The organism is Achromobacter mucicolens (assembly GCF_902859725.1).
Lineage (GTDB): Bacteria > Pseudomonadota > Gammaproteobacteria > Burkholderiales > Burkholderiaceae_B > Achromobacter > Achromobacter mucicolens.
In genome coordinates this window covers 24,830-51,352 of record NZ_CADIJP010000003.1, presented here as the reverse complement: position 1 = coordinate 51,352, position 26,523 = coordinate 24,830, and the positions used below count along the sequence as shown (strand labels likewise).

General features: G+C 63.5%; 22 protein-coding genes and 6 tRNA genes. 13 read left to right on the top strand and 15 right to left on the bottom strand.

What is annotated here, in order from left to right:
- Positions 1–2 precede the first annotated feature (2 nt).
- Positions 3–1,106, top strand: coding sequence for a GTP 3',8-cyclase MoaA (moaA, locus tag HV786_RS03850; protein WP_128827285.1), 1,104 nt, complete (start codon positions 3–5; stop codon positions 1,104–1,106).
- A complete protein-coding gene (gene mobA, locus HV786_RS03845) occupies positions 1,099–1,740 on the top strand; it encodes a molybdenum cofactor guanylyltransferase MobA (protein ID WP_420809623.1) in 642 nt (213 codons plus the stop codon). The genes moaA and mobA overlap by 8 nt, the downstream gene beginning before the upstream one ends.
- On the opposite strand, the gene HV786_RS03840 is transcribed toward mobA, so the two are convergent.
- From HV786_RS03840 to moaC, 5 genes are read right to left on the bottom strand one after another with little or no spacing between them, the layout of a single operon-like run.
- Positions 1,725–2,930: a molybdopterin molybdotransferase MoeA gene (locus HV786_RS03840; protein ID WP_175210032.1), complete on the bottom strand. Its 1,206-nt coding sequence runs from the start codon at positions 2,928–2,930 to the stop codon at positions 1,725–1,727. The two genes, mobA and HV786_RS03840, sit on opposite strands and share 16 nt — an antisense overlap.
- Positions 2,931–2,933: 3 nt before the next feature.
- Positions 2,934–3,455 carry a molybdenum cofactor biosynthesis protein B gene (moaB, locus tag HV786_RS03835; RefSeq protein WP_128827286.1) on the bottom strand — a complete coding sequence of 174 codons (522 nt, stop codon included), beginning with the start codon at positions 3,453–3,455 and terminating at the stop codon, positions 2,934–2,936.
- On the bottom strand, positions 3,452–3,934 hold the full coding sequence (locus HV786_RS03830; protein WP_128827287.1) for a molybdenum cofactor biosynthesis protein MoaE: 483 nt from the start codon (positions 3,932–3,934) through the stop codon (positions 3,452–3,454). Before HV786_RS03830 ends, moaB begins: the two co-directional genes overlap by 4 nt.
- 4 nt (positions 3,935–3,938) lie before the next feature.
- Positions 3,939–4,190 carry a MoaD/ThiS family protein gene (locus HV786_RS03825; RefSeq protein WP_056326580.1) on the bottom strand — a complete coding sequence of 84 codons (252 nt, stop codon included), beginning with the start codon at positions 4,188–4,190 and terminating at the stop codon, positions 3,939–3,941.
- Positions 4,171–4,659, bottom strand: coding sequence for a cyclic pyranopterin monophosphate synthase MoaC (gene moaC, locus HV786_RS03820; RefSeq protein ID WP_056326583.1), 489 nt, complete (start codon positions 4,657–4,659; stop codon positions 4,171–4,173). Before moaC ends, HV786_RS03825 begins: the two co-directional genes overlap by 20 nt.
- Positions 4,660–4,825: 166 nt before the next feature.
- Here moaC and HV786_RS03815 point away from each other — a divergent pair, with 166 nt between their 5' ends.
- The 8 genes from HV786_RS03815 (at position 4,826) to HV786_RS03780 (ending at position 17,648) form a co-directional block, all read left to right on the top strand.
- Positions 4,826–8,398 (top strand): DUF748 domain-containing protein, encoded by a 3,573-nt coding sequence (locus tag HV786_RS03815; protein WP_175210030.1) that lies wholly within the window; start codon positions 4,826–4,828, stop codon positions 8,396–8,398.
- A 69-nt stretch (positions 8,399–8,467) separates the two neighbouring features.
- Positions 8,468–9,346 carry a dienelactone hydrolase family protein gene (locus HV786_RS03810; protein ID WP_128827288.1) on the top strand — a complete coding sequence of 293 codons (879 nt, stop codon included), beginning with the start codon at positions 8,468–8,470 and terminating at the stop codon, positions 9,344–9,346.
- 284 nt (positions 9,347–9,630) lie between these two features.
- A complete protein-coding gene (locus tag HV786_RS03805) occupies positions 9,631–11,757 on the top strand; it encodes a type VI secretion system Vgr family protein (protein ID WP_128827289.1) in 2,127 nt (708 codons plus the stop codon).
- 1 nt (position 11,758) lies between these two features.
- The gene (locus HV786_RS03800; protein WP_128827290.1) at positions 11,759–12,646 is read left to right on the top strand and encodes a DUF4123 domain-containing protein; all 888 of its coding nucleotides are present in this window, start codon (positions 11,759–11,761) and stop codon (positions 12,644–12,646) included.
- 2 nt (positions 12,647–12,648) lie between these two features.
- Positions 12,649–15,600 carry a toxin VasX gene (locus tag HV786_RS03795; RefSeq protein ID WP_128827291.1) on the top strand — a complete coding sequence of 984 codons (2,952 nt, stop codon included), beginning with the start codon at positions 12,649–12,651 and terminating at the stop codon, positions 15,598–15,600.
- A 97-nt stretch (positions 15,601–15,697) separates the two neighbouring features.
- A complete protein-coding gene (locus HV786_RS03790; RefSeq protein ID WP_175210028.1) occupies positions 15,698–15,952 on the top strand; it encodes a hypothetical protein in 255 nt (84 codons plus the stop codon).
- Positions 15,949–16,680: a DUF6708 domain-containing protein gene (locus HV786_RS03785; protein WP_128827292.1), complete on the top strand. Its 732-nt coding sequence runs from the start codon at positions 15,949–15,951 to the stop codon at positions 16,678–16,680. The genes HV786_RS03790 and HV786_RS03785 overlap by 4 nt, the downstream gene beginning before the upstream one ends.
- Positions 16,680–17,648 (top strand): DUF6708 domain-containing protein, encoded by a 969-nt coding sequence (locus tag HV786_RS03780; RefSeq protein WP_128827293.1) that lies wholly within the window; start codon positions 16,680–16,682, stop codon positions 17,646–17,648. Before HV786_RS03785 ends, HV786_RS03780 begins: the two co-directional genes overlap by 1 nt.
- A 39-nt stretch (positions 17,649–17,687) precedes the next feature.
- On the opposite strand, the gene HV786_RS03775 is transcribed toward HV786_RS03780, so the two are convergent.
- Entirely contained in the window at positions 17,688–18,110 is a 423-nt protein-coding gene (locus tag HV786_RS03775; protein WP_128827294.1) for a hypothetical protein, read from the bottom strand.
- Between the two features lie 251 nt (positions 18,111–18,361).
- Between HV786_RS03775 and HV786_RS03770 the strand changes: the two genes are divergently transcribed.
- Positions 18,362–18,865 (top strand): peroxiredoxin, encoded by a 504-nt coding sequence (locus HV786_RS03770; RefSeq protein ID WP_056326595.1) that lies wholly within the window; start codon positions 18,362–18,364, stop codon positions 18,863–18,865.
- Positions 18,866–18,951: 86 nt separating this feature from the next.
- Complete coding sequence (locus HV786_RS03765; protein WP_128827295.1) at positions 18,952–20,427, top strand: MFS transporter; 1,476 nt, start codon at positions 18,952–18,954, stop codon at positions 20,425–20,427.
- A 7-nt stretch (positions 20,428–20,434) separates the two neighbouring features.
- On the opposite strand, the gene HV786_RS03760 is transcribed toward HV786_RS03765, so the two are convergent.
- The 9 genes from HV786_RS03760 to HV786_RS03720 form a co-directional block, all read right to left on the bottom strand.
- The gene (locus HV786_RS03760) at positions 20,435–21,310 is read right to left on the bottom strand and encodes a DMT family transporter (RefSeq protein ID WP_175210231.1); all 876 of its coding nucleotides are present in this window, start codon (positions 21,308–21,310) and stop codon (positions 20,435–20,437) included.
- The gene (bioB, locus tag HV786_RS03755) at positions 21,307–22,326 is read right to left on the bottom strand and encodes a biotin synthase BioB (protein ID WP_128827297.1); all 1,020 of its coding nucleotides are present in this window, start codon (positions 22,324–22,326) and stop codon (positions 21,307–21,309) included. Before bioB ends, HV786_RS03760 begins: the two co-directional genes overlap by 4 nt.
- Before the next feature lie 254 nt (positions 22,327–22,580).
- Entirely contained in the window at positions 22,581–24,116 is a 1,536-nt protein-coding gene (locus HV786_RS03750) for a helix-turn-helix transcriptional regulator (RefSeq protein ID WP_175210026.1), read from the bottom strand.
- A gap of 179 nt (positions 24,117–24,295) precedes the next feature.
- Positions 24,296–24,372: transfer RNA gene (locus tag HV786_RS03745), tRNA-Asp, on the bottom strand.
- Between the two features lie 80 nt (positions 24,373–24,452).
- Positions 24,453–24,528 (bottom strand) — tRNA-Glu (locus HV786_RS03740).
- Positions 24,529–24,561: 33 nt separating this feature from the next.
- A tRNA-Ala gene (locus HV786_RS03735) sits at positions 24,562–24,637 on the bottom strand.
- Positions 24,638–24,741: 104 nt separating this feature from the next.
- A tRNA-Asp gene (locus HV786_RS03730) sits at positions 24,742–24,818 on the bottom strand.
- Positions 24,819–24,882: 64 nt separating this feature from the next.
- Positions 24,883–24,958: transfer RNA gene (locus tag HV786_RS03725), tRNA-Glu, on the bottom strand.
- A 32-nt stretch (positions 24,959–24,990) separates the two neighbouring features.
- Positions 24,991–25,066 (bottom strand) — tRNA-Ala (locus HV786_RS03720).
- Between the two features lie 402 nt (positions 25,067–25,468).
- Here HV786_RS03720 and HV786_RS03715 point away from each other — a divergent pair.
- A complete protein-coding gene (locus tag HV786_RS03715) occupies positions 25,469–26,521 on the top strand; it encodes an aldo/keto reductase (protein WP_254599435.1) in 1,053 nt (350 codons plus the stop codon).
- Positions 26,522–26,523: the final 2 nt, after the last annotated feature.

Genomic DNA, 26,523 nt, shown 5'->3' with positions numbered 1-26,523 from the left:
CAATGAGCAAAGTGATAATCCTTGCCGATCACCGGAGTTCGCCACGGCCTTTTGCCCGGCCCGGCGAACTTCCGCCGCACGGGCAGCCCGCGCTGGACCAGCGCGCGCGTCCGCTGCGCGACCTGCGCATTTCCGTCACTGACCGCTGCAACTTCCGCTGCACCTATTGCATGCCGCGCGAGGTCTTTGACAGCAGCTACAGCTTCATGCCGCATTCGGCGCTGCTGTCGTTCGAAGAAATCAGCCGGCTGGCCGGCATCTTCACGCAGTTGGGCGTCGAAAAGATCCGCCTGACCGGCGGCGAGCCGCTGCTGCGCAAGCACATCGAAAACCTGGTCGGCATGCTGGCCGAACTGCGCACGCCGCAAGGCCGGCCGCTTGACCTCACTCTCACCACCAACGGCAGCGTCCTCGCGCGCAAGGCCGCCGCGCTGAAAACCGCCGGGCTCACGCGCGTGACGGTCAGTCTGGATGCGCTGGACGCCGCCATGTTCCAGGGCATGAGCGACAGCGGCTTCACGCCCGACGACGTGCTGCGCGGCATCGACGCCGCGGCGGACGCGGGTCTGGCGCCCGTCAAGGTCAACATGGTGGTGCGCAAGGGACTGAACGACGGGCAGATCCTGCCCATGGCCGAACGCTTTCGCCACAGCGGTCACGTCCTGCGCTTCATCGAGTACATGGACGTGGGCAACAGCAACGGCTGGAATCTCGCCGAAGTGGTGCCATCGCGCGAAGTGCTGGACCGCATCGGCGCCGTGTATCCGCTGGAACCCGTGGAATCGGTCGAGATGGGTCGCGTCGCCGAACGCTGGCGCTACGTGGACGGCGGCGGCGAGATCGGCGTCATCTCCAGCGTCACCCACGCCTTCTGCGGCGGCTGTACGCGGGCGCGCCTGTCGCCCGAAGGCAAGCTCTACCTGTGCCTCTTCGCCCACGAAGGCCACGACCTGCGCGCGCCGCTACGCGATGGCGCGACGGACGAGGAACTGGCGCGCATCCTGGCGGGCATCTGGTCGGCGCGCGGCGACAACTATTCCGAACTGCGCGGCCAGAACATGGCGGACCCATCGCGCAAGATCGAGATGAGCTACATCGGTGGCTGAATTGCAACGCGACAGGCTTGCCGGCCTGATCCTCGCCGGCGGGCAGGGTTCCCGCATGAATCATCAGGACAAGGGACTGGTCGCGCTGCACGGCGAACCCATGGTCGCGCACATCGCGCGCCGGCTTGCGCCGCAGGTCGGCCGCCTCATCATCAGCGCCAACCGGCATCCGGAACGTTACGCGCAGTATGGCGACGTCGTTGCCGATGGCGAACGCGAACTGGGCGCCTGGCAGGGTCCGCTGGTGGGTATCGCGACGGCGCTGCAGACGCTGCAGGGGTCGGCAGGTGCGCCGCCCGACTCCGCCGCGCAGTGGCTGGTGGTGGTGCCCTGCGATACGCCCTTCCTGCCGGAAGATCTGGCCGCGCGCCTGATCGGCGCGGCTGCCGCGGCCGATGCGCCGCTGGCCTATGCCGCGGCCCACGGCCAGCGCCATTCAGCCTGCATGGCGCTGCGCACGTCGTTGCTGCCGAACTTGCGGGAATATCTGCGGTCGGGCGACCGCAAGGTGGGTCTCTGGCAGGCGAGGGCGGGCGCGGCCGAAGCGGTGTTCGACGATTGCCCGCCGCATGCCTTCATGAACGTCAACACGCCAGAAGACCTGGCGCTGGCCGAGCGCTACGCCAGCCAGTGACGCAGGTCGTAATACGCGACCGTGTCCCTGTCCTGCACCAGCACGTCGGCCGGCAGGCGCGCCAAGCCGGTGGACCACGGCAATGAGCTGATCACGCCCGATCCCTGATGGCCGTACGGCACGAGTTCGCTGCCGCCTTCGTCGGCCACGCGGCATTGCACCCGCAGGAATTCCTCGCGGCCGTCCTGGCGCGGCTGCGCGGTGCGCAGCGGCAACTGGCTGACCGGCGGGAAGATGTCTTCGCGGCCCTGCATGCGGCGCATCAGCGGCGTCACCAGCGTGGCGAACACGGCATAGGCCGACACCGGGTTGCCGGGAAGGCTGACCACGGGCTTGCCGTCGATCTGCGCCAGCGCCACCGGCTTGCCGGGCTTCATGCGTACCTTCCACAGCGACAGTTCGCCGCCCAGCGCGGCCAGTGCCGGTTTGACGAGGTCACGCTCGCCCACCGACACGCCGCCCACGCTCAGCACGAGGTCGCAATCGGCCAGCAGGGTCTTGAAGGCGTCCAGCAGATCGGCTTCGGTATCGCGGGCGTGCAGCACGTGAACGGGCAGGGCGCCCATGCCGCGCACCATCGCGGCCAGCATCGGCCCGTTGGAGTTGTAGATCTGTTCCGTGGCGCGCGGCTGGCCCGGCAGGACGAGCTCGTCGCCCGTGGTCAGGATGCCGACGCGAAGCTGGCCGTAGACGGGAATCGTAGCCATGCCTTGCGAGGCCAGCAGCGCGACGTGCGCGGCCTGCAGCAGCGTGCCCGCCGGCAGCAGCGCGGCGCCCGCCATCGTGTCTTCGCCGCGGCGGCGAATGTGCTGGCCCAGCCGGGGTTCGCGCGAAATCTGGACGTGGTTGTCGGCTTCGGTGGTGTCTTCTTGCATGACGACCACATCGGCGCCCGCCGGTATCACGCTGCCCGTGAATAGGCGAATGGCGTGGCCGGGCTTCAAGGGTTCGGGCACGTCGCCCGCGTAACAGCGCTGCTGGATCGGCAGGCGCGCCTGCGGGTTCCAGTCGGCCAGGCGCAGGGCATAGCCGTCCATGGCGCTGTTGTCGGCCGGCGGAATGTCCACCGTGGCGTCAAGGTGCGTGGCCAGAACGCGGCCGCTGGCCTGCGCCAGTTCCACGTGCTCGGTGCGTTGAAGGGGGGCGGCGGCGTTGGCCAGCAGGGTCTGGGCTTGATCGAAATCCAGCATGGGTCAGGCTTCTTGATCGCGTTTCGGAAATTGCGAGGCGAAATTGCAGGGGCCGTGGCCGCTGTCGAGCTGCTCGCGCAGAATCTTGGTCCAGGCGGTCTCGCACGCGTTGTTCGAGCCCGGCAGGCAGAAGATCAGGGTCTGGTTGGCCGACCCCGCGAACGCGCGCGACTGGATCGTGGAGCTGCCGATCTCTGTGTAGGAAATCTGGCGGAAGAGTTCGCCGAAACCCGGAATCTCGCGATCCAGCAACGGCATGATGGCCTGCGGCGTATGGTCGCGATGCGAGAAGCCCGTGCCGCCGGTGGTCAGGATGACCTGCACCTCGGGGTCGGCGATCCAGTCGCTGATGACGCGGCGGATCTGATAGATGTCGTCGCGCACGATGTCGCGGCGAACGCACTGGTGGCCGGCATGCGCCAGGCTGTGCGCCAGCAGATTGCCGGACGTGTCGTCACCCGCGCTGCGGGTGTCGCTGACGGTCAGTACGCCGCAGCCCAGCGGGACCGGGGTGGCTTCGCTCATGGATTCTCCTTGTTGTCGGCAGTGTCTTCATCCCAGGCGTCCGTGCGGTCCTGGTCGGATTGGCGCTGTTCCACCCAGAAGCTGTTGCCGCCGGCGAGGGTCTCGCGCTTCCAGAAGGGTGCGCGCGTCTTGAGCGCGTCGATGATGTATTCGCAGCCGCGGAAGGCGTCGCCGCGATGGGCGCTGGCCGCCGCCACGAAAACGATCTGCGCGTTGCGGTGCAGCGCGCCCACGCGGTGCACGATGACCGTGCCTGCCAGATTCCAGCGCGCGCGGGCCGTGGCGGCGATTTCTTCGAGCTCGCGCTCGCACATGCCCGGATAGTGTTCGAGAAAAAGCGTGTCGGTGGGGGTATCGGGCGCGTAGTCGCGCACGTAGCCCACGAACGTCACGATGCCGCCCACGCCGGGGCCGGCGGATTCCCGCAGCGCGGCGGTCAGCGCCGCGCCGTCGAAGTCGGCTTCCTGGACGCGGATCATGGCGTCAGCCTCCGGTGACCGGTTCGAATACCGCGACCTCGTCGCCCGCGCGGATCGGGGCGGTGGGCTTGGCGTGCGTCTGGTTGATGGCCAGCTTCAGGCGCGTGGCCGGTTCCAATTGGGGATAGCGTTCGCCCAGTGCGGCCAGCAACTGCGCGCCGGTTGATTCGCCCGCGAGGGGCCAGGTTTCGGTGCGCTTGCCGACCAGTTCGGCAACGCGCGCGAAGTACAGCAGATTAATCGTTGCGCCATTCACCGCTTTTACCTCCCGCCTTGTACTTGAGGCGAACTTGTTCGATCACGATGCCCTTGTCGGCAGCCTTGCACATGTCGTAGATGGTCAGCGCGGCCACGCTGCACGCCATCATGGCTTCCATTTCGACGCCCGTCTTGTAGCTGGTGCGGCAGGTGGCCAGGATGTCGATGCGATGCTCGGCGTCGTTCAAGGCGAATTCCACGCCGACGAACGCGAGCGGCAGGCTGTGGCACAGGGGGATCATGTCGGCGCAGCGCTTGGCGGCCAGGATCGCGGCCACGCGCGCCGTGTTGAGCACCTCGCCCTTGCCTTGGCCGGGTTGGGTCAAGAGGCCATAGGCGACGGCGTTCATGCGGATGCTGCCGGCGGCAACCGCCACGCGCTCGGTGTCCGTCTTGGCGATGACGTCGACCATGCGGACCTGGCCGGCTTCGTCCAGGTGACTCAAGGTGGGGGTGGTCTCGGACATGGAAATCGGGATCAAGAATTGTTAATGAATGAAAGGAGCGGGGCCGGGCTGGCCGGCGGGGTCCGCTGTTCCGCCTATGATAGACGAGCAGTTAAGGGGGCGCGATAATCGCGCCAGCAGTCAGAGGAAGGTTGGATCGCCTTCAATGTGTATCAGGAGACTTTCAATGCCCGTGCGGATGCCCAAGCTACGGTTCACCCGACGCGCCGGCAAGATTCTCCTGGGTATTGTGGCGTTCGTGCTGATTCTGTTTGGCGTGGCAGCGTGGCAGGTGCCGAAAGTGCTGCACGGCGTGCTGACCGATGACGTCGCAAAGATGATTGGACGCGACGTTTCCGTGGGCAAGATCACCTTCAATCCGTTCACGCTGACCGTCCGCGCGCAAGACCTGACCGTGGCGCAGCCTGGCTCGCAGACGCCGCTGTTGACCCTGGCTGAACTGGATGCCAGCGCGTCGTGGACTTCGCTGTTCTGGTTCGCGCCGGTGGTCGACCGTCTGACGCTTCGGCAGCCTAACATCGCCATCGTCCGCGAAGACGTCCTGCGCTTCAATTTCTCTGACATAGAACAACGCGTGGCCGAATTGGCCGCCGCCAAGCCCCAAGAGCCGCCCAAGCCGGACGAAGGATTGCCGCGCTTTTCGCTCAACAACATGGTGATCGAGGACGGCGCCATCACGCTGGACGACAAGGTCACCGGCCGCAAGCAGGTCGTGGACGAGTTCACCATCGGGGTGCCGTTCATCTCGACCTTCGGCTACGCCACCGACATCGACGTGCAGCCGCGCCTGCACCTGCGCATCAATGGCAGCCCCTTCGACCTGACCGGCGTGGCGCGGCCGTTCGATGTGGTCCCCTCGTCCACGCTGCGCGTCGCGTTCGACGGCCTGCAGCTCGAGAAGTGGGCCGACGTCTGGCCTATGCCGCTTCCCTTCAAGGTCGAGCGCGCGCTGCTCGACTCGAATCTGCAGGTCGTCTTCGAACAGCCCAAGGACGCGCCGCCCAAAATCCGCATCGTCGGCGACCTGGGGTTGCGCCGCCTGGACGTGCGCGATCCGTCTGGCGGAAATCTGGCCGCCTGGAGCGCATTGACCGTCAGCCGCCTGGAACTGGAGCCGATTGCGCGGCAGGTGTATATCGGCGAGGTCGGCCTCTGGGCGCCGCAAATCCATGTGCGTCGTCACGCCAACGAACACCTGAATTGGCAGGACGTCGTCGCGGGACTGAAGGCGCTGGGCGGCGTGGAACCGACGGCCACGCCCGTGCGGGACGAGATGCGCAAGGCCAGCGGCCTGAAGCCGCTCTCCCCAAGCGGGCCGCAGGTTGCGCCGGGCGCGGCCGGCGCGCCTGCGCCGGTTCCTGGGCCGGCCGGTCAAGCGTCGGCACCGCGCCCAGACCAAGCGGCCACGGCGCCCGCTGACCAAGCGCCCGCCGCGCAGACCCCCGCGCCACCCCCCGCGCCCGCCGAATGGAAGGTCGTGCTCGACGCCTTCAACCTGCATGAAGGCGAGGTCTACGTCACTGATGCGGTCAGCAAGCTGGACTATGTGATGACCGGCCTGGCCGCCACCGTCGAAGGCGTGGCGCTGCCGCAGCCGCCGGACCAGCCCATCAACCTGTGGCTGACCATGGACAACAGCACCGACGGCGGCTGGCTGCGCGCCAAGGGGCCGCTGGTCATCAAGCCGCTGTCGCTCGACATGAACGTGCGTCTGGGCAACATCGCGCTTGCGCCCTTGGCGCCAGCCGTGCGCAGCGCCGCGCCCATCAACCTGCTCGACGGCCGGCTGGGCGCCACCGCGCAACTGCACGTGCGCGAGAAGGGCGGCGCGATCGATGCGTCCGCCACCGCCGTGCAGGCCGACCTGACGCAGTTCAAGGCCCGCGACGAATCGCTCAAGCCGGTGCTGGACATCGCCATGCAGTCCCTTCGCATCACGGCCGACCGGCTAGCCCTGGGACCGGGCCCCAGCAACTTCACGGTGGCCGCAGCCGGCGTCCAGGGCGACGGCAAGCTGGACCTCAAAGGGGTCTTCACGCCGCAGCCGCTCACGGTCAAGACCGCGGTCGACCTGTCCAACCTGAACGTCGCCAGCTTCGCGCCGTACTTCGCCTCCAGCCTGAACGCCACCGTCCGCGCCGTCACGCTAAGCGCCAAGGGCAACGCCGAATTCACCGCCGCCGCCGGCAATGCGCCGATGAAGGCCGGCTGGAAGGGCGGCGTCGACATCACCGACCTGGACCTGCAGGACCGCGTCAACAAGGACGACTTCCTGAACTGGAAGCGGCTGGGCTTTACCGGCATGGACATCTCCGTGGCGGGCGACAAGATCGGCGCGCGGTTGGGCGATATCGCCCTGGAAGATTTCTACGGCCGCATCCTGCTCAACGCGCAGGGGCGGCTCAACGTCATGGATCTGGTGGCCGCGCCCGGACAGGCCGGCGGCTCGATCACGCAAGACACCCAGACCCCCGGCCGCAGCGCCGAGCCCCCGGCCGCGCCGCCCGCGGCCGCCGCGTCGGCCAAGGGCAGCGGCGCGGCCTCCATGCCGGATATTTCGGTCAACAGCGTCACGCTGACCCGCGGCCGAATGACCTTCACCGACCGCTTCGTCAAGCCGAACTACGTCGCTGAACTGTCCAGCATCGAGGGCGACATCACCGCCGTTTCGTCCACCAATCCGCAGCCCGCCAAGGTCAAGGTCACGGGCCGTGTCTACACGACCGCGCCGCTCTCGATCAGCGGCATCGTGCAGCCTTTCGCCAAGTACCTGACGCTGGACCTGAAGGCCTCGGCCAAGGGCGTCGACCTGCCGCGCTTTACCACCTATTCGGCCAAATACGTGGGCTATCCGATCAAGCGCGGCAAGCTGTCGGTCGACCTGGAATACAAGATCAAGAACCGTGCCTTGCAGGCGACCAATCACGTCGTGCTCAACCAGCTAACGTTCGGCGACAAGACCAACAGCCCGGACGCGACCAAGCTGCCCGTGCTGCTGGCCGTTGCGCTGCTGAAGGACTCGCGCGGCAACATCGACATCAACCTGCCGATCTCCGGCTCGCTGGACGACCCCGAGTTCTCGGTCGGCGGCATCGTCGTGCGCGTGCTCATGAACCTGGTGGTCAAGGCGGTGACCTCGCCCTTCAGCCTGCTCGCGTCCGCGTTCGGCGGCGGCGAAGAGCTGTCCTATGTCGAATTCGCGCCGGGCAGCGCCGTGCTGACCGACGACTCGCTCCAGCGCATCGAGACCCTTACCAAGGCCCTTGCCGACCGTCCGGCCCTGAAGATGGACATCAGCGGCCGCGCCGATCCCAAGACCGACACGGAGGGCCTGCGCCAGGCCTGGGTCGACGCCAAGATCCGCGCCGCCAAGGCCGCGGACGTCGCGCCGCGCGGCAAGAAGCCCGACCCCAAGGGCGTCGAGGTCTCCGGCGCGGAACGTGCCAAATACCTCGAAGCGGTCTACGATGACACCGACCTCAAGGACAAGCCGCGCAATTTCATCGGCATGGCCAAGTCCATTCCGGCCGCGCAGATGGAAGCGATGCTGCGCGCGGCGGCCCCCGTCGGCGAGGATCAGCTGCGCCAATTGGCCGATGCCCGCGCGCAGGCGGTTTATGAGAAGTTGCAAGCCCAGGAAGGACTCGCGGATCGCGTGTTCATCGTCGCGCCGCAGCTGGACGCCGATGGCATCAAGGACGAGGGGCAACCCTCGCGCGTGGACTTCTCCCTGAAGTGAACTCGGCAGGCCCCGGCAGGGACGCGAGGCGCGTCCCGCCGTGCCCGTCTTTTACCAGGAGATTTTTCGATGAAAGACCAGGACGCGCACTTCGACAGCCTGCTTCCGCCCTTGCGGCTGGACCGCCGAGGCTTTCTCGCCACCACCGCGGCGGCGGGATTTTCGCTGGCGGCAGGTCCGGTGGCGGCACAGACTGCAATCGCCACGGACGCCAAGGGCCTCGTGGCCGGCAAGGTCGAGATTCCCACTTCCGACGGCAAGATCCCCGCGTACCGCGCCGCGCCGGAAGGCAAGAAGAACCTGCCCACGATCCTGGTCGTCCAGGAAATCTTCGGCGTGCACGAATACATCCAGGACGTCTGCCGGCGCCTGGCGCACCTGGGCTACCTCGCCATCGCGCCGGAACTCTACGTGCGACAGGGCGACCCGTCCAAGTACACCGAAATCCCCAAACTGCAGGCCGAAGTCGTCAGCAAGGTCCCGGATAAACAGGTCACAGCCGACCTGGACGCCACCGCCGCCTGGGCGGCGGCGCATGGCGGCAACCCGGACCGCCTGGGCATCGTCGGCTTCTGCTGGGGCGGCCGCCAGGTCTGGCTCTACGCCGCCCACAACCCCAAACTCAAGGCCGGCGCCGCCTGGTACGGCCAACTGGCGGGCGACCCCTCCGAACTCAAGCCCAAGCCGGCCCTGGCCATCGTCAACGACCTGAAGGCCCCCGTCCTGGGCGCCTACGGCGGCAAGGACGCTGGCATCTCGCAAACCGACGTCGACCGCATGCGCGTGGAACTGGCCAAGGGCTCCGCCGCCGCCAAGGCCTCCCGCATCGACATCTACCCCGAGGCCGGCCACGCCTTCCATGCAGACTACCGCCCGTCGTACCGCAAGGCGGAAGCGGAACAGGCGTGGACGCGGATGCTGGATTGGTTCAAGCAGAACGGGTTGTAAGGCGCCAACCTCCCCCGAAAGCTCGATGATCGGGCCAACTTTGACCTGCTCGGGTCAAAGTTGGCCCGATTTTCTTTGTTTGTTTTCAGGGGGTTGAGGGCCGTCGGGCCACCGTTGGCCTGAAAAGCCACCGAAAAAAACACTTTCGCGGTTTCGGGCGATTCGAGCGCGGCAGGCGTCGCGGCAAAGGGATCGCCAAGCGGTTGATAAGAAAGCAAAAGTTGCGACATGCGGCCAAGCTGGCACGGAGATTGCAACAGGCCCGAGGTGCTCCGGAGCTTGCCATGCCAATCCAATCCAATCTGCGCTTCACATTTGCTGTCGGCGACGAGTCCTTTGAAGTCGTCGGGTTTTCGCTGGAAGAAGGTTTGTCCGAGACCTTCAAACTTGAAGTGGACTTGGCCAGTGCGAAGGCCGCCATCGATTTCGGCAGCGTTCTGGACCAAGCCTCGCTGCTCACGATCTGGCATGGCGACACGCCCGTGCGCTACGTGCACGGCGCTGTTTCCTCCTTCGTCCAGGGCGACACGGGATTTCGCCGAACACGCTATTCAGCCGTCGTCGAGCCGCGTCTGGCGCGCTTAAAGCTCAGTTCCGACTGGCGCATTTTCCAGTCACTCACTGTCCCGCAGATCACCGAGGCCGTGCTCAAGGCGCATGGGCTCACGCTTGACTACGAGCAGCGCAACACCACCGAGCACCAGTCACGCGAATACTGCGTGCAAGCCGGCGACACCGACTACCACTTCATTGAGCGCATCATGCGCGAGGAAGGGTTCTTCTATTCCTTCCGGCATAGCGCGGAGGGCCACCAGCTCGTCCACAGCGATCGCCTGTTCATTCATGGCCGCGTGGGCGATCGGCCGGTGCAGTACAACCCCGCGCCCGGTGGCGATCAACCGCAACCCGCGCTGCGCCGCTTTGCCTATGGCGAGAGCGTGCGCACTGCTCGTCAGACGCAGCGCGACTACACCTTTCACCATCCCCGCTACACCCACGAGCACACCCGCGACGGACGGGATCTGAATCATCAGGGCCGCCGGTATGAGCGCTACGATTATCCTGCCCGCGCCAAGTTTGACGAGGCCGGCAAGCCCTTCGCCGATAACCGCCTGCGCGGGCATCGCCGCGATGCGCGCGTTGCCTTGGCCGAAGGCGATGATCCGCGATTGCAGCCGGGCATCTCCTTCATGCTGGCCGGCCACCCGCGGGAAGACATGAACCGCGGCTGGCGCCCGGTCCGCATCGTTCACCGCGGTACGCAGCACGCGAGCCAGGCCGAGGACAGCGCGGAGGCGCAGTCGGGTACGCATTACGCCTACGAGGCCGAACTGGTGCCAGACGATGCCGAGTGGCGCGCCGATCCGTTACCAAGACCCCGCATCGACGGACCGCAGAACGCTGTCGTGGTCGGACCGCCCAACGAAGAAATCTACACCGACGCGTACGGGCGGGTGAAGGTCCAGTTCCCCTGGGACCGTGAAGGCAGACAGGACGAACACAGCTCCTGCTGGATCCGTGTTTCGCAAGACATCGCCGGCGCCACATGGGGCCACATGGCCATCCCAAGGATCGGCCAGGAGGTCATCGTTTCCCATTTCGACGGCGACCCAGACCAGCCCGTGATCACAGGCCGGGCATACAACCGCCTGCAATTGCCCCCCTACGAACTGCCGCGCCACAAGACGCGGATGACGATCAAAAGCAAGACGCACAAGGGCGAGGGGTACAACGAACTGCGATTCGAAGACGAAAAGGACCAGGAAGAAATCTGCGTCCACGCGCAGAAGGACCAGAACATCCACGTCAACCGCAACGAAACCACCTTCGTGGGCCACGACCGCGGAGAACAAGTGGAACACGACGAATCCATCACCATCGGCCACGACCGCAAGGAAACCGTGGGTAATGACGAACAGGTGAATATCGGCCTGGACCGGCGGCATGAAATCGGCCAGGACGACTTCCTGACGGTGGGGCGCAACCACACGATCTACACCGCCAAGGACCGCACCGAAGAGGTGGGCAACAACCGCCGCGACAAGACTGCGGCAAATCATCGCGTGAGTATCGGCGGACACCAGGAACAGACGGTGGAGGGGCACGCGGAACTGCAGGCGGGGCAGGCGATTCGGCAGCGCACCAAGGTCTATGAGATCCATGCGAAGGAGAGCCTATCCCTCAAAGGCCCGGGAGGAACCATTCGAATCGACGGATCAGGCATCACGCTCGATGGAGTTGTGATCCAGGTGAAGGGACCGATACGCCGACAGAGCGGCAGCGCAAGCCCGATCTCGGCCCCTGTGGGGGTTCCCGCTCCGGGCCTGCCGTTCGACGTGCTGTGCAGGAAGCGCAGCGACGGCAGTTGTCCGCGGTCGGACTGTCCGTGCGGCAACTTCCAGGAGACTTGATATGTTGATAGCCCTGGACCAGATGACGCAGCCCGAACTGCATCCGCCTTCGCTAGCTACGTTCTTGCTCCTCGAAACCGAAATTCTTGACGAGTGGCTGGTGCGCCAACCGGACTTGCCGGAGCGCGCCAACATAGGTGACTTCGTGCGCAAAGTCGACTATGCCACTTCCCTGCGGTGGGTCTGGAGCGACACCGAGTACGACTCCCATTACCCGGTCGGGCCGGTGCTGGTGCAGTACCAATCCGATTCGCATTTATCGGGATTGTTCGTGGACTCCTGGGCGTCAACGGGTGGGGCGGTCTTCCTCGCGTCGTCCCGTTCGATCGACGAGGTAGTAGCCCAGTTGCGAGCGGTTCTGTTCGTGCTAATGCCCAATGGCAACAAGGCTCGCTTCCGGGTTCAGGAAACAACGGCTCTTGCGAGCGTGCTGCGAGCCCTTGAGCCTTTCCGGGCCGCTGCGCTGCTGGGGCCCATTCAGGAACTGATCTGGCGGGAAAGCCTCGGGCAAGCGCATCAGTGGTGGCGCTATCGACAACCGGATGGTCCGCACCCGGTGCAAGGCGGCTTCCAATTCAATCATGCAGAAATGAGCGCCATTGATGCCGGGTTGACTGACCACCACTTTCACAAGCACATCGCGATCACTCGGCAGGCTCCTCACAGCTTTCGCGACGACCCGCGTCGGCAAACCCGGGTGTGGATGGAGCAGCTTAATAGCTGGGGCTTCAAAGAGTTCTCTCACCTGGACATCGCGTTGGACGCCCTCCGTCATCCCGCTTACCGACGGTGTGCGGCGACGGTCGTCGCGCTGTTGCAGGACACCGCGTTGACACCTGGCGCCCGCGCCGCACGGGCAATGAATCACCTGATGACCGAAGGGCACTGATCATGGCAGCAAGCACTGGCTACTGCAGCACCAACGAAAGCTGCAAGGTCCGAATCCCCCTGTTTCCGCTTCGTTATTCAGCACATCCACGGCCCAAGGTTGGCGCCGACTATGCCTATGATGCGCCGTCGCTGGAGACTGGCTTTCAGACGTTGGACCACGCGCAGTATGGATTGCGTTGCGTGGGCGCGGGATTCGTCTATCTGTTCGATGAGACCGAAGGTACGGTATTCGTTTGGCGGGTCAACGAAGAGACCGGTCAATTCGTCGAGCTTTTTTCCAGGTACCGCTCATTAGAAGCGGCGATCGAGGGCTATAAGCCCGGACGCTCCCTGCCTCACATCTGGGCGAATGACGGTTCGTTGGTCCACATATTGTTGACGGACACGCTCCTGACCGAACGAAAAATTCGCGAAATCCAATCGGATTTGGACGGCATCCGGGCAAAGTTGGCAACGACCGTTGACATGAAGGCTTGGGCGGAAAGCGCGCCAGCCAGGCATACCTTTCCGGCAAGTCGGTTGGGTGAACTGGTGGAGGAGTTCAAGGGCTCCGACCTAAGCTTCTCGCCCTGGCGCATCAAACAGTCGACACCTTCTGCTCAATCATTGTTGACGGGCATGAAAGCGGTAGCGTCCGCCATGCAGATCGCTGTCGTCATGCACGACAACATTGCGCTCGTGCAGGATCTGGGCGGCATATTCCATGAATCTCGCTCGGAGATGGAGACATACAACTCGGCGCCTGATGCTGCAAGCAAGGGCGACGATATCCAGCGCTATCGAAAGACGATCATAGCCCAGTTGATTGGACGGATCTACGAGGCTGCCTATGCCAGCAGCAAGGGAATTGATCTACAGGATGAGGCGGGTCAGGAGAAGCTGGACAAGGCCCTGAATCGCGACGTCTACGAGTACGAGTACAAGCGCAAGTGGTTTGAAGACAATCTTGCAGTTCAGGAGCGCGAGCCACCGAGGCATCGTCCATCTTCGTACCCCAGCGCCAAAGCGCAGCTGGAAGCCATGCCCAAAGACCCGGCAGGCCAGCGGATGGCAGTTCTGGCGCTCAATGCCGAGCGCTATTCCAGGCATGTGAAGGAAGACGAGCGGGTCGCCTATTTGAAGAATTTCGAGCGAGAGCTGGAAAAGCGGCACATTGCCGTGCTGGACCATAAGAATGACCGATGCGTCTGGTTGAAAGGCTACCGTCAGCGTGCGAAACCTGCGGACTTTGGCGCAACCTTTCTGCGCTACGACCTCACCGACCCAGTGGCTTCAACCAGCCATGCCACGGCCTTCACCCATTGCGTCGAAGGCATGATCTGGGGCACTGCGACGACGCCCGCCGGCAAGAAAGACCACGAAAGAGCGCTGTTCGGAGAATGGTGGGCGTTGCCATGGCGGGAAAACCCGATCCTGGAGAACCTGGGGCATGACAAAGGCTTCGGGGACACGCTTGTGGAGAACAAGGCCGACGTGCTCGTGGATACGGCAGCCGGCAAGGTGTTTGCCGGCCTCGTGAGATTCGTGGCCGTTCAATATCTGATGGAGCAGGTCGGGGTCTATACCTTGACCCGTGCCCCGAATTGGCGTGGCGCGGTCCGAAATAATGTGGATGCTCTTATTCATCGGTTGGCAGGCACAGGCAGTGAGGCCGACGCCGCGCATTTGCGTGGCCTGCTCGAAGAACGCTACCAGGATCGAATCGTCGGACGCAGCCTGACGCTCGAAGAGGGCTACGCCAGGCTGAGACAAGTACCGGGTGTCCGAGGGTTCACTGCTGAAGGATCGATTGCCCAACGTGCTGGCAATGAAATTGTCCTTCTGGAATGGGAGCGTTTGACGCCGCTTACCCGTTATGCGAATCCCTTTTTGCAGGTGTTCGAAGGAGGGGCGGCAAGCGGTGTTGCAGTGCTCAGCATCTGGAATCTCATGAAAGCTGTTGAGGATTTTCGAGACGGCTCGGATATCCGCGACAGAGCAACACAGTCGAATTTAGTTGCGGCCGTATTGGGTACGGCGAGTGCAATGAATGGAGCATTGATAGCAACGCGCGCGCTGGCACCGGCCATGTTTGAAAATGCATCAGTTTTGGGTGGCGCAGTTCGTGCAATGGCGAGTACACGCGCATTGCGCTTCTTTGGTTATGGAGGCGCTTTAGCTGATGCTGCCACCAACTGGCTTAAGGCGTACAAACAATATCAGATCGGAAATACGAGCGCCGGTACCTACTACGCACTGGCGGGCGCTGGAATGCTTTCCGGCGGAATTGCATTGACACATGCTGGTGCCGGAGCGATGACTACGGGCATCGGACTGGCCGGTTCCGTCATGGGCATTCCCGTTTGGGGCTGGATTGTGGCGGGTGTCATTCTTCTTGGATTGGGTCTCTGGTGGCTGTTCAAAGGGGACGACAGCCGGTATTCCGCTCTCGAGTTTTGGCTGAACGACGGCACATTCGGCAAGCGCGCATTGCTGGGGCGCGAATCTGGAGCCGCTTATGCCTCGCTCGCGGCAGAGAACAAGGCCTATGTCGAAATAAACTATGCGCCCAAAAAGTCCGACAGCGAATGGAAAGTTTTCGCACTTGATGCTTTGGTGAGCCCAGTTGGCACGGTGGGGGTAACGACGACTTATTCGCCCCGGCTAGTTGTTGAAGTTGCGTACCCACTAGAGGGGGATATTCTGCCCATGCAACCAGCTTCTGTGACGGGCGAGATGTCTCCCAATGCTTCGGATGGTTCCGAGACGGATTTGAAGATCAGGCAAGAGCGACGGAAGCAACTGGACTCCGGCGGGTCGCTGATCACCTACGTTATCACCGGCCTGCGGAACGATATCGACTTTAGTTTGTCACTGACCGCCAAATATGTGCCGAAATTATTGGGCGAACCTTTGACTGCCATGTATTCCTTTGCCAAAGAGGATGTGCCTTGGTACTACCGATCGAAGTGAGAGAAATGAGATGTTGGACCAATGCGCGTGCAAAGGATGAGGTTTCTTGTTTACGAGCATTGATCCGACTGTCAGGTGGTTTCCACGGAGCATTCAAATGACAAGTGAACGGAAGCGGCGCACCGTGCCGAAGACGGAAAAAAGCTGGGTATACAACCGCGTGGACGCGCTGCGAATTGATGACCCGCCTCTGGGCGTCGCCCCTGCGGCGGATAAAAATTTCATGAAAGTGACGGAATGTTGTCTGTTTATGCGGACAGCTTCTGGTTCCTTTTATGGTGGACGAGGGAGCATGAGTTGGTGGGCGGTCCTTCTCGCGGTTTTTTTTTTTGGCGATATTTTCTTTGTATGAGTTTGCAGTTTATAAAAAGTCGTTGTCACAAACGCGGGGTTGCAAGTAATTTTTTCGAGTTTTACTTGCATTATTCGTATATACCATTCGGCGTAAGTCTATTTGTGTTTATTGCGTGCTCCTGGATTTTTGTCCCGTGGCGCCGCCAGCTACCCATCGTATTTAACCGAAAAACAAAAGCTGTCAGTTTTTTTCATGAGGGAAAAGTCGTTTCTGAGGATTGGGGCAAGATCGAGGTCTACATTAAGGACGTCACTACCGCTTCAGCCGGCGGCGTTCCCATCAATGAGGGAATTCTCTGTTTGGTTTTTCCTCGTTGGGGGTTGGACGGAAAGCAACTGCGCACTGTCATCATGGGTACCCAGGACGCACCGGCAGCCATGTCGAAGCGAGGTATTTACGGTGCTGCAATGATCTGGGAGTACATCCGGCTGTTCATGCGCGAGGGCGCGGCCGCCGTTCCCGCTGCGGCTCCGTATCTGGAGTATCGGCTGCAGCGGCCCCTTGACGCGTTCCGGCATTTCAACCCGCTGAAGATGCTGCGCGTGAAGATCTGGTGGTATCCGGTTGCCGTGCCCTTTTTTCTCTTCGTCGCATTGCCGCTCGCGCCCGTTGCGATCATCGGAGACTTGCTCTACTACGCACTTGACCGCGTTCTGCCTCGCCGGAAGTGGCCACAGGGGCTGATCGAGGCGTGCGATAGCGTTTGGAACGGCCGGAACGATTGATGAAAAAAGCCACCGCCCCAAAAAAAGAACATAGCGTCTTCTATAGCCGTGTGGAGGCGCTGCGGCCGGATGGTCCGTTGCTCAGCGTAGCCCCTGCAGCCGACAACAATCTCATGAGGATGACGGAAGATTGTCTATTCATGCGGACAGCTTCTGGTTTTCTTTACGGTGGACGGGGAAGTATGAGTTGGTGGGCGGTCCTAACGTCGGTTTTTGTTTGGGCGATATTTTCCGTATTCGAATTTCGAAATTACAAAAAATCAGTTTCCAACGGGACGTTTGATGGTGTTTTTTTTGATTTTTATTTGCAATATTGGTATATATCGTTCGGCATGAGTCTATTTATGTTTATTGCCTGCTCGTGGTTTTTTTTCCCGTGGCGCCGCCAGCTACCCATCGTATTTAACCGAAAAACAAAAGCTGTCAGTTTTTTTCATGAGGGAAAAGTCGTTTCTGAGGATTGGAGCAAGATCGAGGTCTACATTAAGGACGTCACTACCGCTTCAGCCGGCGGCGTTCCCATCAATGAGGGAATTCTCTGTTTGGTTTTTCCTCGTTGGGGGCTCGACGGAAAGCAACTGCGCACTGTCATCATGGGTACCCAGGACGCACCGGCAGCCATGTCGAAGCGAGGTATTTACGGTGCCGCAATGATCTGGGAGTACATCCGGCTGTTCATGCGGGAGGGCGCGGCTGCGGTTCCCGCTCCGGCTCCGTATCTGGAGTATCGGCTGCAACGGCCCCTTGACGCGTTTCGGCATTTCAACCCGTTGAAGATGCTGCGCGTGAAGATCTGGTGGTATCCGGTTGCCGTGCCCTTTTTTCTCTTCGTCGCATTGCCGCTGGCGCCCGTTGCGATCATTGGCGACTTGTTCTACTTCGCACTCGACCGAGTTCTGCCTCGCCGAAAGTGGCCACAGGGGCTGATCGAGGCATGCGATGGCGCTTGGGACGGCCGAGAAGACTGAGGCTTGCAGAGCCGCCTTCCGGACACCGTCATTCACTCGTTACCGCGCCTTCTCCCCCGGCAGCCCGTCGCTGACCTCCGCCAGCGCGCGCTTCATATCCTCGTACTTCATTTCCCGTTCGCTCTGAAATCCGCCCAGCACGCCCCGGCAGCCATCGACGCCGGACCGCTTCATGTCTTCCATCATCGTCTTGCCTTCGGCCTGCCCCTTGGCAAATTCGGTGTCATACCCGCTGGCGGCAAACCCATACTCTTCGGCATAGCGCGTGAGATTCTTGCGTGCCGTGTCCTGGTGCTGCGCCAGGTCGGGTTCGGACGCGCCGCACGCGCGCGCGGCGCCGTTTGATGCGCCGGCGGCCACGACAAACGAATCGTATTGGGCCTGCTCGGCGGCGTCGGGGGCCGCCATCACGGGGGCGGCGGCCGCCAGGGTCAAGGTCAGGGCGGTCAGGAATCTGCGCATCGAAATCTCCCTGTAAGGCCCGATGCGCGGCGCAGTGCCTCTCGCGGCCGCGGCGGGCGATGTCTTTACCACGGCATTATGGCAAGCGCGCGTTTCCTCCCCGTGAGGCTGCCGTGTGGAGTCGTTTCGAACTGTTCATCTTCTTTTCGCGCTTTCGCCAAAGGCAGCAAGCCGGCCGCGCACGAACTATGATGGGGGCTGTGAGGCGATCCTGCCTCAATGCATTGCCCCCTTTCATCCTGGAGATCTACATGACGATCAAAGTCGGCGACCGCGTGCCCGATGGCACGTTGACCGAATTCATCGAAACCGAAACCGCCGGCTGCTCGCTCGGCCCCAACGCGTTCCAGGTCGCCGACCTGACGCGCGGCAAGACCATCGCGCTGTTTGCCGTGCCGGGCGCCTTCACGCCCACCTGCTCGGCCAAGCACCTGCCGGGCTACGTCGAACAGGCCGCAGCCCTCAAGGCCAAGGGCATCGATGAGATCTGGTGCGTGTCCGTCAACGACGCCTTCGTCATGGGCGCCTGGGGCCGCGAACAGAAGACCGACGGCAAGGTCCGCATGCTGGCCGACGGTTCCGCGCTGTGGACCAAGGAACTCGGCCTCGAACTGGACCTGGTCCAGCGCGGCATGGGCGTGCGCTCGCAGCGCTACTCCGCCCTGATCGTCGACGGCGTCGTGAAGCAACTGAACGTGGAAGCGCCTGGCAAGTTCGAAGTCAGCGACGCGGCCACCATGCTCTCGCAAGCCTGATCCCCGCAGGTTCCTGTTTTACCGCCAGTGTTGCGGGCCGCCCCGGCGGCCCGCGGCGCTGAAAGCCAGCAGCGGTTGTCCACGCCATGCTCTCCACGATCTCATCGTTCTCGTCGCTTTATTTTGCGACCTTGCTGATGCTCATCGGCACGGGTCTGTTCAATACCTACATGGGCCTGCGCCTGACCGCGCAGTCCGTCAGCGAGGTGTGGATCGGCACCTTGATTGCCGGCTACTACCTGGGTCTTGTGTGCGGCGCACGGCTGGGACACAAGCTCATCATCCGCGTCGGGCACATCCGCGCCTTCGTTGCCTGTGCGGCCATCGCCACCAGCATGATCCTGGCGCAGACGCTGGTCGATTCCATGCCGCTGTGGCTGGTGTTCCGCGTCATCTCCGGCATCGTGATGGTGACCGAGTTCATGGTGATCGAGAGCTGGCTCAATGAGCAGACCGAAAACCACCAGCGCGGCCGCGTGTTCTCCGTGTATATGGTCGTTTCCGGCCTGGGCACCGTGCTCGGCCAGTTGGCGCTCACCGCCTACGCGACGCTCGACCTGCGACCGCTCACCCTGGTTGCGATGTGCCTGGTGCTGTGTCTGGTGCCGCTCGCGGTCACGGCGCGCTCGCACCCGCCCACGCCGCTGCCCGCGCCGCTGGACGTGCGGTTCTTCATGCGGCGCGTGCCGCTGTCCATGACTGTCCTCTTCGTGGCGGGCAACCTGTCCGGCGCGTTCTATGGCCTGGCGGCGGTCTACGGCGCCAAGAACGGCCTGTCCACCTCGCAGGCCGCCATCTTCGTTGCGGCCGCCGTCACGGCGGGCCTCTTGTCGCAATGGCCGATGGGCTGGCTGTCCGATCGCATCAATCGCGCCGGTCTCATCCGGTTCAACGCCTTGTTGCTGGTCCTGCTGCCCGCCGTCATGTGGGGCTGGATCGCGTTGCCGTTCTGGGCGCTGGTCGTCATGTCCTGCATCTTCGGCATCCTGCAGTTCACGCTGTATCCGCTGGGCGCGGCATTTGCCAACGACCACGTGGAGTCCGAGCGCCGCGTCAGCCTGTCGGCGGTGCTGCTCATGACGTACGGCCTGGGCGCCTGCGTCGGGCCCATGATCGCCGGCTGGATGATGTCGCTGGGTGGCCCCGCCATGTATTACGTGTTCATCTCGGCGTGTGCCGTGATTTTGGTCTGGCAGGTTCGGCCGACGCGCGTCACGGGCGCGCACCAGGTCGATGAGGCGCCGACGCATTTCGTGCCCATGCCCGACACCCTGCAAAGCTCGCCGGCGGCGGCGGTGCTGGATCCGCGGGTGGATCCCGAGAACGACATCGCCATGGAAATGGTGCAGCCCGATCCGTCCGCGGCGCCGGCGCCGCCCGAGGCCGCGGCGGAACCCGTCCCGGCCGACCCACTTGCTGCCGATGCGCCAATGGGCGCCTTTGCAGATCCGGTCGCGGGACCAGACGCCGGAGCGAATGCCGCGCAGGATTCCGCAGGCGATTCCGCTTCGGATGTCTCCCCGGAGGCCGAGCCCGAACGCCAGCGGCGCACGGGCACCTGAGTCCGGTCTACCAGGGCGTCATCAGCACGATGGCGGACAACGCCAGCGCGATGCCCAGCAGGTTCAGACGCGTGAGCGGTTCACGAAACGCCAGGGCGCCCACCAGGGTGCCCAGCGTGATCACCCCCATGTTCATGGACGCGAACACCAGCGCGGGATGCTCGGGCAGCGACTGGTGTGCGCGCACATAGGTCAGGATGTTGCCGAAGTTGGCCAGCCCCAGCGCCACGCCCGCGGCCAGATGCCGCGCCTGCCAGCGCACGCGGCGCCACAGCAGATACGCCAGCATCAGCACGCCCGCCATCAGGAAAGCGAGCAGCAGGCCGCCCGCAAACGCGGTGCCGGTGCGCGCAACCTGCTTGAACAGGATGTCGATCACGCCATAGCCCGCCCATACCACCAGCGGCCAGAGCCACATGGCGCGGCTATCGCCCGCAGCCGTGTCTTCGGACAGGCGGACGCGCGGCGGCTGGCGCAACAGGCAGAAGAGGGCGGTGAACGCCAGCAGGATCGCGGCCAGCTTGCGGCCCGTGACCGGCTCGCCAAACAGCACGAACGCGGCCAGCAGCGGAATGAAGAGCGACAGGCGCTGCGCGGCATCGCTGCGCACGATGCCCGCATGCCGCAACGCCGCTGCCATCGCCAGAAAGACACTGGGCAACAGCACGCCCAGCGCGGCCAGCACCAGCCAGGGCGTTTGCGGCGCCAGCAGGCGCGCCGGGTCAGGGCGCAGCACCAGCCAGCAGAGCAGGGCGGCCACGGCGTAGTTCATGGCGATCGCCTGGCGCACGTCCACCTGCCAACGCCGTGCAAGTTTCAGCATGACGGCCACCGTGACGCTGCAGGCGACGCTGGCCGCGAGATATAGAAGGCCTGGGGTCAGGGGCATGCTGGCGTGTCGTGGTGGTCGTGGGCGGCCGCGTCGACCCGCATGCCCAGGCGATCGAGCAGGCGCTGGTCGGCGGCCATCTGCGGGTTGGCGGTCGTCAGCAGCGCGTCGCCGTAGAACATGGAATTGGCGCCCGCCAGAAAACACAGCGCCTGCAGCGCATCGTCCATGGCCTCGCGTCCGGCCGACAAGCGCACTGCGGCGCGCGGCATTGCAATGCGCGCTACCGCGATGGTGCGGACGAACTCGAACGGATCCAGCGCCTCCACGGCGGACAGCGGCGTGCCTTCGACCTGAACCAGGTTATTGATCGGCACGGACTCGGGGTAAGGCTCCATGCTGGCCAGCTGGGCGATCAGGCCGGCGCGCTCGCGGCGCGATTCGCCCATACCGACGATGCCGCCGCAACATACGCTGATGCCGGCGTCGCGTACCCGGTCCAGCGTGTCCAGGCGGTCCTGGTAGGTGCGCGTGGAGATGATCTTGCCGTAGAACTCCGGCGAGGTATCCAGGTTGTGGTTGTAGTAGTCCAGGCCGGCGTCCTTCAACTGCTCGGCCTGGCCGTCTTTCAGCATGCCCAGCGTCACGCAGGTCTCCAGGCCCAGCGCCTTGACGGCGCTGACCATCTCGGCCACGGCATCCAGGTGATGGGGCTTGGGACTGCGCCACGCGGCGCCCATGCAGAATCGTTGGGCGCCGCCCGCCTGCGCCGCGCGCGCTGCGGCGACCACGTCCTCAAGGGGCATCAGCTTGTCGGCGTCCACGCCGGTGTCGTAGTGCGAGGACTGCGGGCAGTACGCGCAATCCTCGGGACAGCCGCCGGTCTTGATCGACAGCAGGCTGGACAGCTGGATGACGTTCGGATCGAAATGGGCGCGGTGCGTCTGCTGCGCCCGGTACATCAGATCCATGAACGGCAGCTCGTAGAGCGCCATGATGGCGTCGGTGCTCCATGCCGAGGCGGGCGGGCGCTTGGGCGCCGTTGGAACGGGAATGTACGCAGTCTGCATGATCGGGGGCTCCTTCGTTCGTGGCCGGATCTCGCCCCGGTGACCAGTGGGCCAGGGGCTGGATCGGCGGATCGTAAGAAGGGGCGGCCGATTTGCGCAATGCGGGTGATAAGCCCGGATTTAGGGGCAGCTTGCAGGGCTGATCAATGAAAATGGCCGCTTTTGGGCAGCCGCACGTACTAACGCGTTGGCATCTTCGGGGAGGCCGAGGGGGCGAATATTTTGATTCAAATTGTAAATCGGCCCCGCAGCTCTTAGGACTTCGTCTGCTTATCGCGGTTGCGAGCGCTTTCGTGGCCGGTGATGCCGCGGTCGCGTGCCCAGACAATGGCAGCGCTTCGTCGATGCACGCCGATCTTGCTGTAGATCGTGGCGACGTGATTGCGCACGGTGTTGCGCGACAGCTTGAGCGCCTTGGCGATGCCGTCGTCGTCATGCCCCTGGCATAACAGCCCGAGGACTTCGCGCTCGCGCGAGGTGAGCTGCGCAAGTTCGGCCACGTCGCGTGTGGCGGGTGCGGGCTGGCGTAGTTGCGCCAGTTTCTCGATGATGCCGCGGCTGAACCAGGAAGTGTCCTGCATCACCGCCTCGATCGCGGTCAACAGTTCGGTCTCGGATCGCTTGCGCTCGGTGATGTCCTGCATGACGATCAGCACGCGGCGCAGCCCGCCGATCATGACCGGTTCGGCCGACACCAGGCAGTCCAGTTCGCCGCCGTCGCGCGCAATCATCACGGCTTCGCGGTTGCGTACGCTTTCGCCGCGCTTCAGGCCTGCCAGCATGCCTTCGTACGGACGCAGTCCCAGCTCGACGAGGTCCTGTTCCGCCTTGTCGTCCAGCGACAGGCCGGTGGCCGCCGCAAAGGCGTCATTCAGGTTCAACACGTTCAGGGTGTCGCCGTCACAGACCGCCATCGGCACGGGCGCCAGCTGGAACGCCTTGGAGAATCGCTCTTCGCTTTCCCGCAAGGCTTCTTCGGTACGCTTGCGCCCTTCCAGGTCGATGAAGGTGAACAGCATGCACGGTTCGTCGTGCATGTCGATGGGCTGGCCCGCCACCACGACGAACTTGCTGGTGCCATCCGGCAGCTTCAGCACGCCTTCGCGCTGCGGAATGGTCTGGCCTTCGTTGAGCCGCGCCACGGCGGTTTCCTTGTCGTCGCTGCCGTCCAGCACGTCCAGTTCGTAGGCCGATTTGCCCAGCACCGCTTCGCGCGAATAGCCGGTCATCTCCAGGAAGCCCTGGTTCACCTTGACGTAGCGCAGGTCGGAAAGCCGGCAGATCAGCGCAGGCGCCGGATTGGCGGAAAAAGCGCGCTCAAACCGTTCCTCGGCATTGACCTGGGCCGTCTGGTCGTGAAGGATAAGCACGCGGTACGGAATGGGGCCGCCGTCGTCCAGGTCCAGCCCGCGCGCCATCAGGTTGCGCGTGAATTCGTCGTCGTCCTTGCGGCCCAGATCCAGCAGCAGGTCTTCGAATTCTTCGCCCGCCGAAAGCCGGTCCATTGGATACTGGCGGGCCGGCACGCGGTGATGGTTGCGGTAGGTAAGCGTATATCGCTTGCGGTAGCCGGCGGGCGTGCCGCCCAGCTCTTCGATGGCGTTGGCGCCGTGCAGCGCGAGTGCGCTGGCGTTGGCCCAGGCGATAGAGCCGTCGGCCTCAAGCAGGATGATGCCCTCGTTCAGGCCCGCGATGATGCTTTGCAGGTGTTGGCGATGTGCTTGGGGTGCGGCGTCGTTGGGGGTCACGTAGGCCTCTTTTTTCTTCGCATGGCGTGTACGCGCAAGCATGAAGCCGCGCGCCGGTACTGTCCAGAGGTCAAAACGGACGAGTCTCGCGGAAGGGGTGCAGCGGGAGGGGATTGCACCGCGAACGCGTCGCCTTGAGCCGGATCCGCAAAAGCAAAAAGCTCCGGAATCCGGAGCTTTCGATGCGTGCTGCGAGCAGCGTTCGGTAAGCGCAATGTGCTTGGCGGAGCGGACGGGGCTCGAACCCGCGACCCCCGGCGTGACAGGCCGGTATTCTAACCAACTGAACTACCGCTCCGCAGCGGCTTACTGATGTCTTCAAACTTCTTTACTGCGGCTGTGGTGTCAAGACAGCTTGTACTGCTTGCCAGCGGAAGCTGGCGTCCCCTAGGGGATTCGAACCCCTGTACTCACCGTGAAAGGGTGATGTCCTAGGCCTCTAGACGAAGGGGACCCGGAACTAACAACTTTACTACTGTACTGCGACTGGTGGAGGTAAGCGGGATCGAACCGCTGACCTCTTGCATGCCATGCAAGCGCTCTCCCAGCTGAGCTATACCCCCAGGGCGTCCTGCTGTCCCAAACTTCAGACAACAAGGTCTCACACTTATAAAACAAAAAAGCCCCGAAAACGGAGCTCTTGAAAGACTCTGAGCGAGAGAGCTTTTGGCGGAGCGGACGGGGCTCGAACCCGCGACCCCCGGCGTGACAGGCCGGTATTCTAACCAACTGAACTACCGCTCCGCAGCGGCTTAACTCAACTACATTGTCACTTCAACTGCATCACTTCTACTGCATGCCAGAAGACTGGCGTCCCCTAGGGGATTCGAACCCCTGTACTCACCGTGAAAGGGTGATGTCCTAGGCCTCTAGACGAAGGGGACTTGGACTTGCTGTACTACTCTTCGCTTTGGACTGGTGGAGGTAAGCGGGATCGAACCGCTGACCTCTTGCATGCCATGCAAGCGCTCTCCCAGCTGAGCTATACCCCCGTTCCGCTAATCAATCCGTTCAACGTTTTTGCTAGAAACTTGCTGTTTAAAGCGCGTTTTTTGCTGTTTCGTTGCCGGTTTTGTTTAGTGCCGTTGGCGAAGAAACGAGATTATGCACGAACTAAATTTGGTGTGCAAGTCGCTTCATGGCAAAAAACAAAAAAGTTGCGAAAAAAGAGGGATGGATAGCCGTGAGTAGGGCATTTTTTGGCGCGAAAACCACGCTGCAAGCCGTGGTCGATTGATGCAGAAATCAATAAAATCAACGGCTTGTGCAGGTGCTATCGTAAACGGCTGATTTTTTTTGCGAGGCGCGCGTTTTTTACACGTGCTCGCCCTATGGCGAGCCGCACGGAAAGCTGCCGCAGACCGGCAAGGACATCGACACATGAGCACTTCTCCATGAGCACCACCGCCTTTCCCACCGTCGCGCTGGGCCGCACGGACATGGAGATCACGCGCATCGGCCTGGGGGCCTGGGCGATGGGCGGCAATGGATGGGCGGTGGGCTGGGGGCCGCAGGAAGACGCCGAATCCATCAAGGCGATCCGGCATGCGGTCGACCGCGGCATCAACTGGATCGATACCGCCGCGGTGTATGGGCTGGGCCATTCCGAGGAGATCGTGCGCCAGGCGCTGGCCCAGATGCCGGCCAGCCAGCGTCCCTACGTGTTCACGAAGTGCGGCCTGACGTGGTCGGCCGCGCAGCCCCAGGCCATGCCGCGGCGCACGGGCGCGCCGTCCAGCATCCGGCGCGAGCTGGAGGGGTCGCTGCGGCGGCTGGGCGTCGAGCGTATCGACCTCTACCAGATGCACTGGCCTGCGGGCGACGGCACACCGCTGGAGGCGTACTGGCAGGAGTTGCTGGACCTCAAGCAGGCGGGCAAGGTCCGGGCTGTCGGACTATCCAACCACAACCTGGCGCAGTTGCGTGCCGCCGAATACCTGGGCCACGTGGACACGCTGCAACCCCCGTTTTCGGCAATCCAGCGTACTGCGGCCAGCGACCTGATTCCCTGGTGCGCGTCACACGGCACGGGTGTGATCGTGTACAGCCCCATGCATTCGGGCCTGCTGACCGGCAAGTTCAGCGCCGAGCGTGCACGGGCCTTGCCGCCGGACGATTGGCGGTCGCGGCACGCGGATTTCCGCTCGCCGGACCTGGAACGCAATCTGGCGCTGGCCGATGCCTTCAAGCCGATCGCGGAACGGCATGGCGCCACCGTCCCTGCCGCGGCGGCGGCCTGGACGTTGGCGTGGCCGGGTGTGACGGGCGCCATTGTGGGGGCGCGCAGCGCGTCGCAGGTGGATGGCGTGATCGGCGCGGCCGAGCTGGAATTGGACGCCGAGGACATGCAGGCCATTGCGCAGGCGATCGAAACCACGGGAGCGGGGAGCGGACCGTTGGCGCCGCCCGACGAAACAGGCTCGCTGCCCGCGAACCTGTTTGCGTGAGC

What these genes read in the sequence shown, in the direction of transcription:
- moaA (WP_128827285.1), top strand. Translation starts at nt 3, where the DNA reads ATGAGCAAAGTGATAATCCTTGCCGATCACCGGAGTTCGCCACGGCCT.
- HV786_RS03840 (WP_175210032.1), bottom strand. Translation starts at nt 2,930, where the DNA reads ATGCTGGATTTCGATCAAGCCCAGACCCTGCTGGCCAACGCCGCCGCC.
- moaB (WP_128827286.1), bottom strand. Translation starts at nt 3,455, where the DNA reads ATGAGCGAAGCCACCCCGGTCCCGCTGGGCTGCGGCGTACTGACCGTC.
- HV786_RS03830 (WP_128827287.1), bottom strand. Translation starts at nt 3,934, where the DNA reads ATGATCCGCGTCCAGGAAGCCGACTTCGACGGCGCGGCGCTGACCGCC.
- moaC (WP_056326583.1), bottom strand. Translation starts at nt 4,659, where the DNA reads ATGTCCGAGACCACCCCCACCTTGAGTCACCTGGACGAAGCCGGCCAG.
- HV786_RS03815 (WP_175210030.1), top strand. Translation starts at nt 4,826, where the DNA reads ATGCCCGTGCGGATGCCCAAGCTACGGTTCACCCGACGCGCCGGCAAG.
- HV786_RS03810 (WP_128827288.1), top strand. Translation starts at nt 8,468, where the DNA reads ATGAAAGACCAGGACGCGCACTTCGACAGCCTGCTTCCGCCCTTGCGG.
- HV786_RS03805 (WP_128827289.1), top strand. Translation starts at nt 9,631, where the DNA reads ATGCCAATCCAATCCAATCTGCGCTTCACATTTGCTGTCGGCGACGAG.
- HV786_RS03800 (WP_128827290.1), top strand. Translation starts at nt 11,759, where the DNA reads ATGTTGATAGCCCTGGACCAGATGACGCAGCCCGAACTGCATCCGCCT.
- HV786_RS03795 (WP_128827291.1), top strand. Translation starts at nt 12,649, where the DNA reads ATGGCAGCAAGCACTGGCTACTGCAGCACCAACGAAAGCTGCAAGGTC.
- HV786_RS03790 (WP_175210028.1), top strand. Translation starts at nt 15,698, where the DNA reads ATGACAAGTGAACGGAAGCGGCGCACCGTGCCGAAGACGGAAAAAAGC.
- HV786_RS03785 (WP_128827292.1), top strand. Translation starts at nt 15,949, where the DNA reads ATGAGTTTGCAGTTTATAAAAAGTCGTTGTCACAAACGCGGGGTTGCA.
- HV786_RS03780 (WP_128827293.1), top strand. Translation starts at nt 16,680, where the DNA reads ATGAAAAAAGCCACCGCCCCAAAAAAAGAACATAGCGTCTTCTATAGC.
- HV786_RS03775 (WP_128827294.1), bottom strand. Translation starts at nt 18,110, where the DNA reads ATGCGCAGATTCCTGACCGCCCTGACCTTGACCCTGGCGGCCGCCGCC.
- HV786_RS03770 (WP_056326595.1), top strand. Translation starts at nt 18,362, where the DNA reads ATGACGATCAAAGTCGGCGACCGCGTGCCCGATGGCACGTTGACCGAA.
- HV786_RS03765 (WP_128827295.1), top strand. Translation starts at nt 18,952, where the DNA reads ATGCTCTCCACGATCTCATCGTTCTCGTCGCTTTATTTTGCGACCTTG.
- bioB (WP_128827297.1), bottom strand. Translation starts at nt 22,326, where the DNA reads ATGCAGACTGCGTACATTCCCGTTCCAACGGCGCCCAAGCGCCCGCCC.
- HV786_RS03750 (WP_175210026.1), bottom strand. Translation starts at nt 24,116, where the DNA reads ATGCTTGCGCGTACACGCCATGCGAAGAAAAAAGAGGCCTACGTGACC.
- HV786_RS03715 (WP_254599435.1), top strand. Translation starts at nt 25,469, where the DNA reads ATGAGCACCACCGCCTTTCCCACCGTCGCGCTGGGCCGCACGGACATG.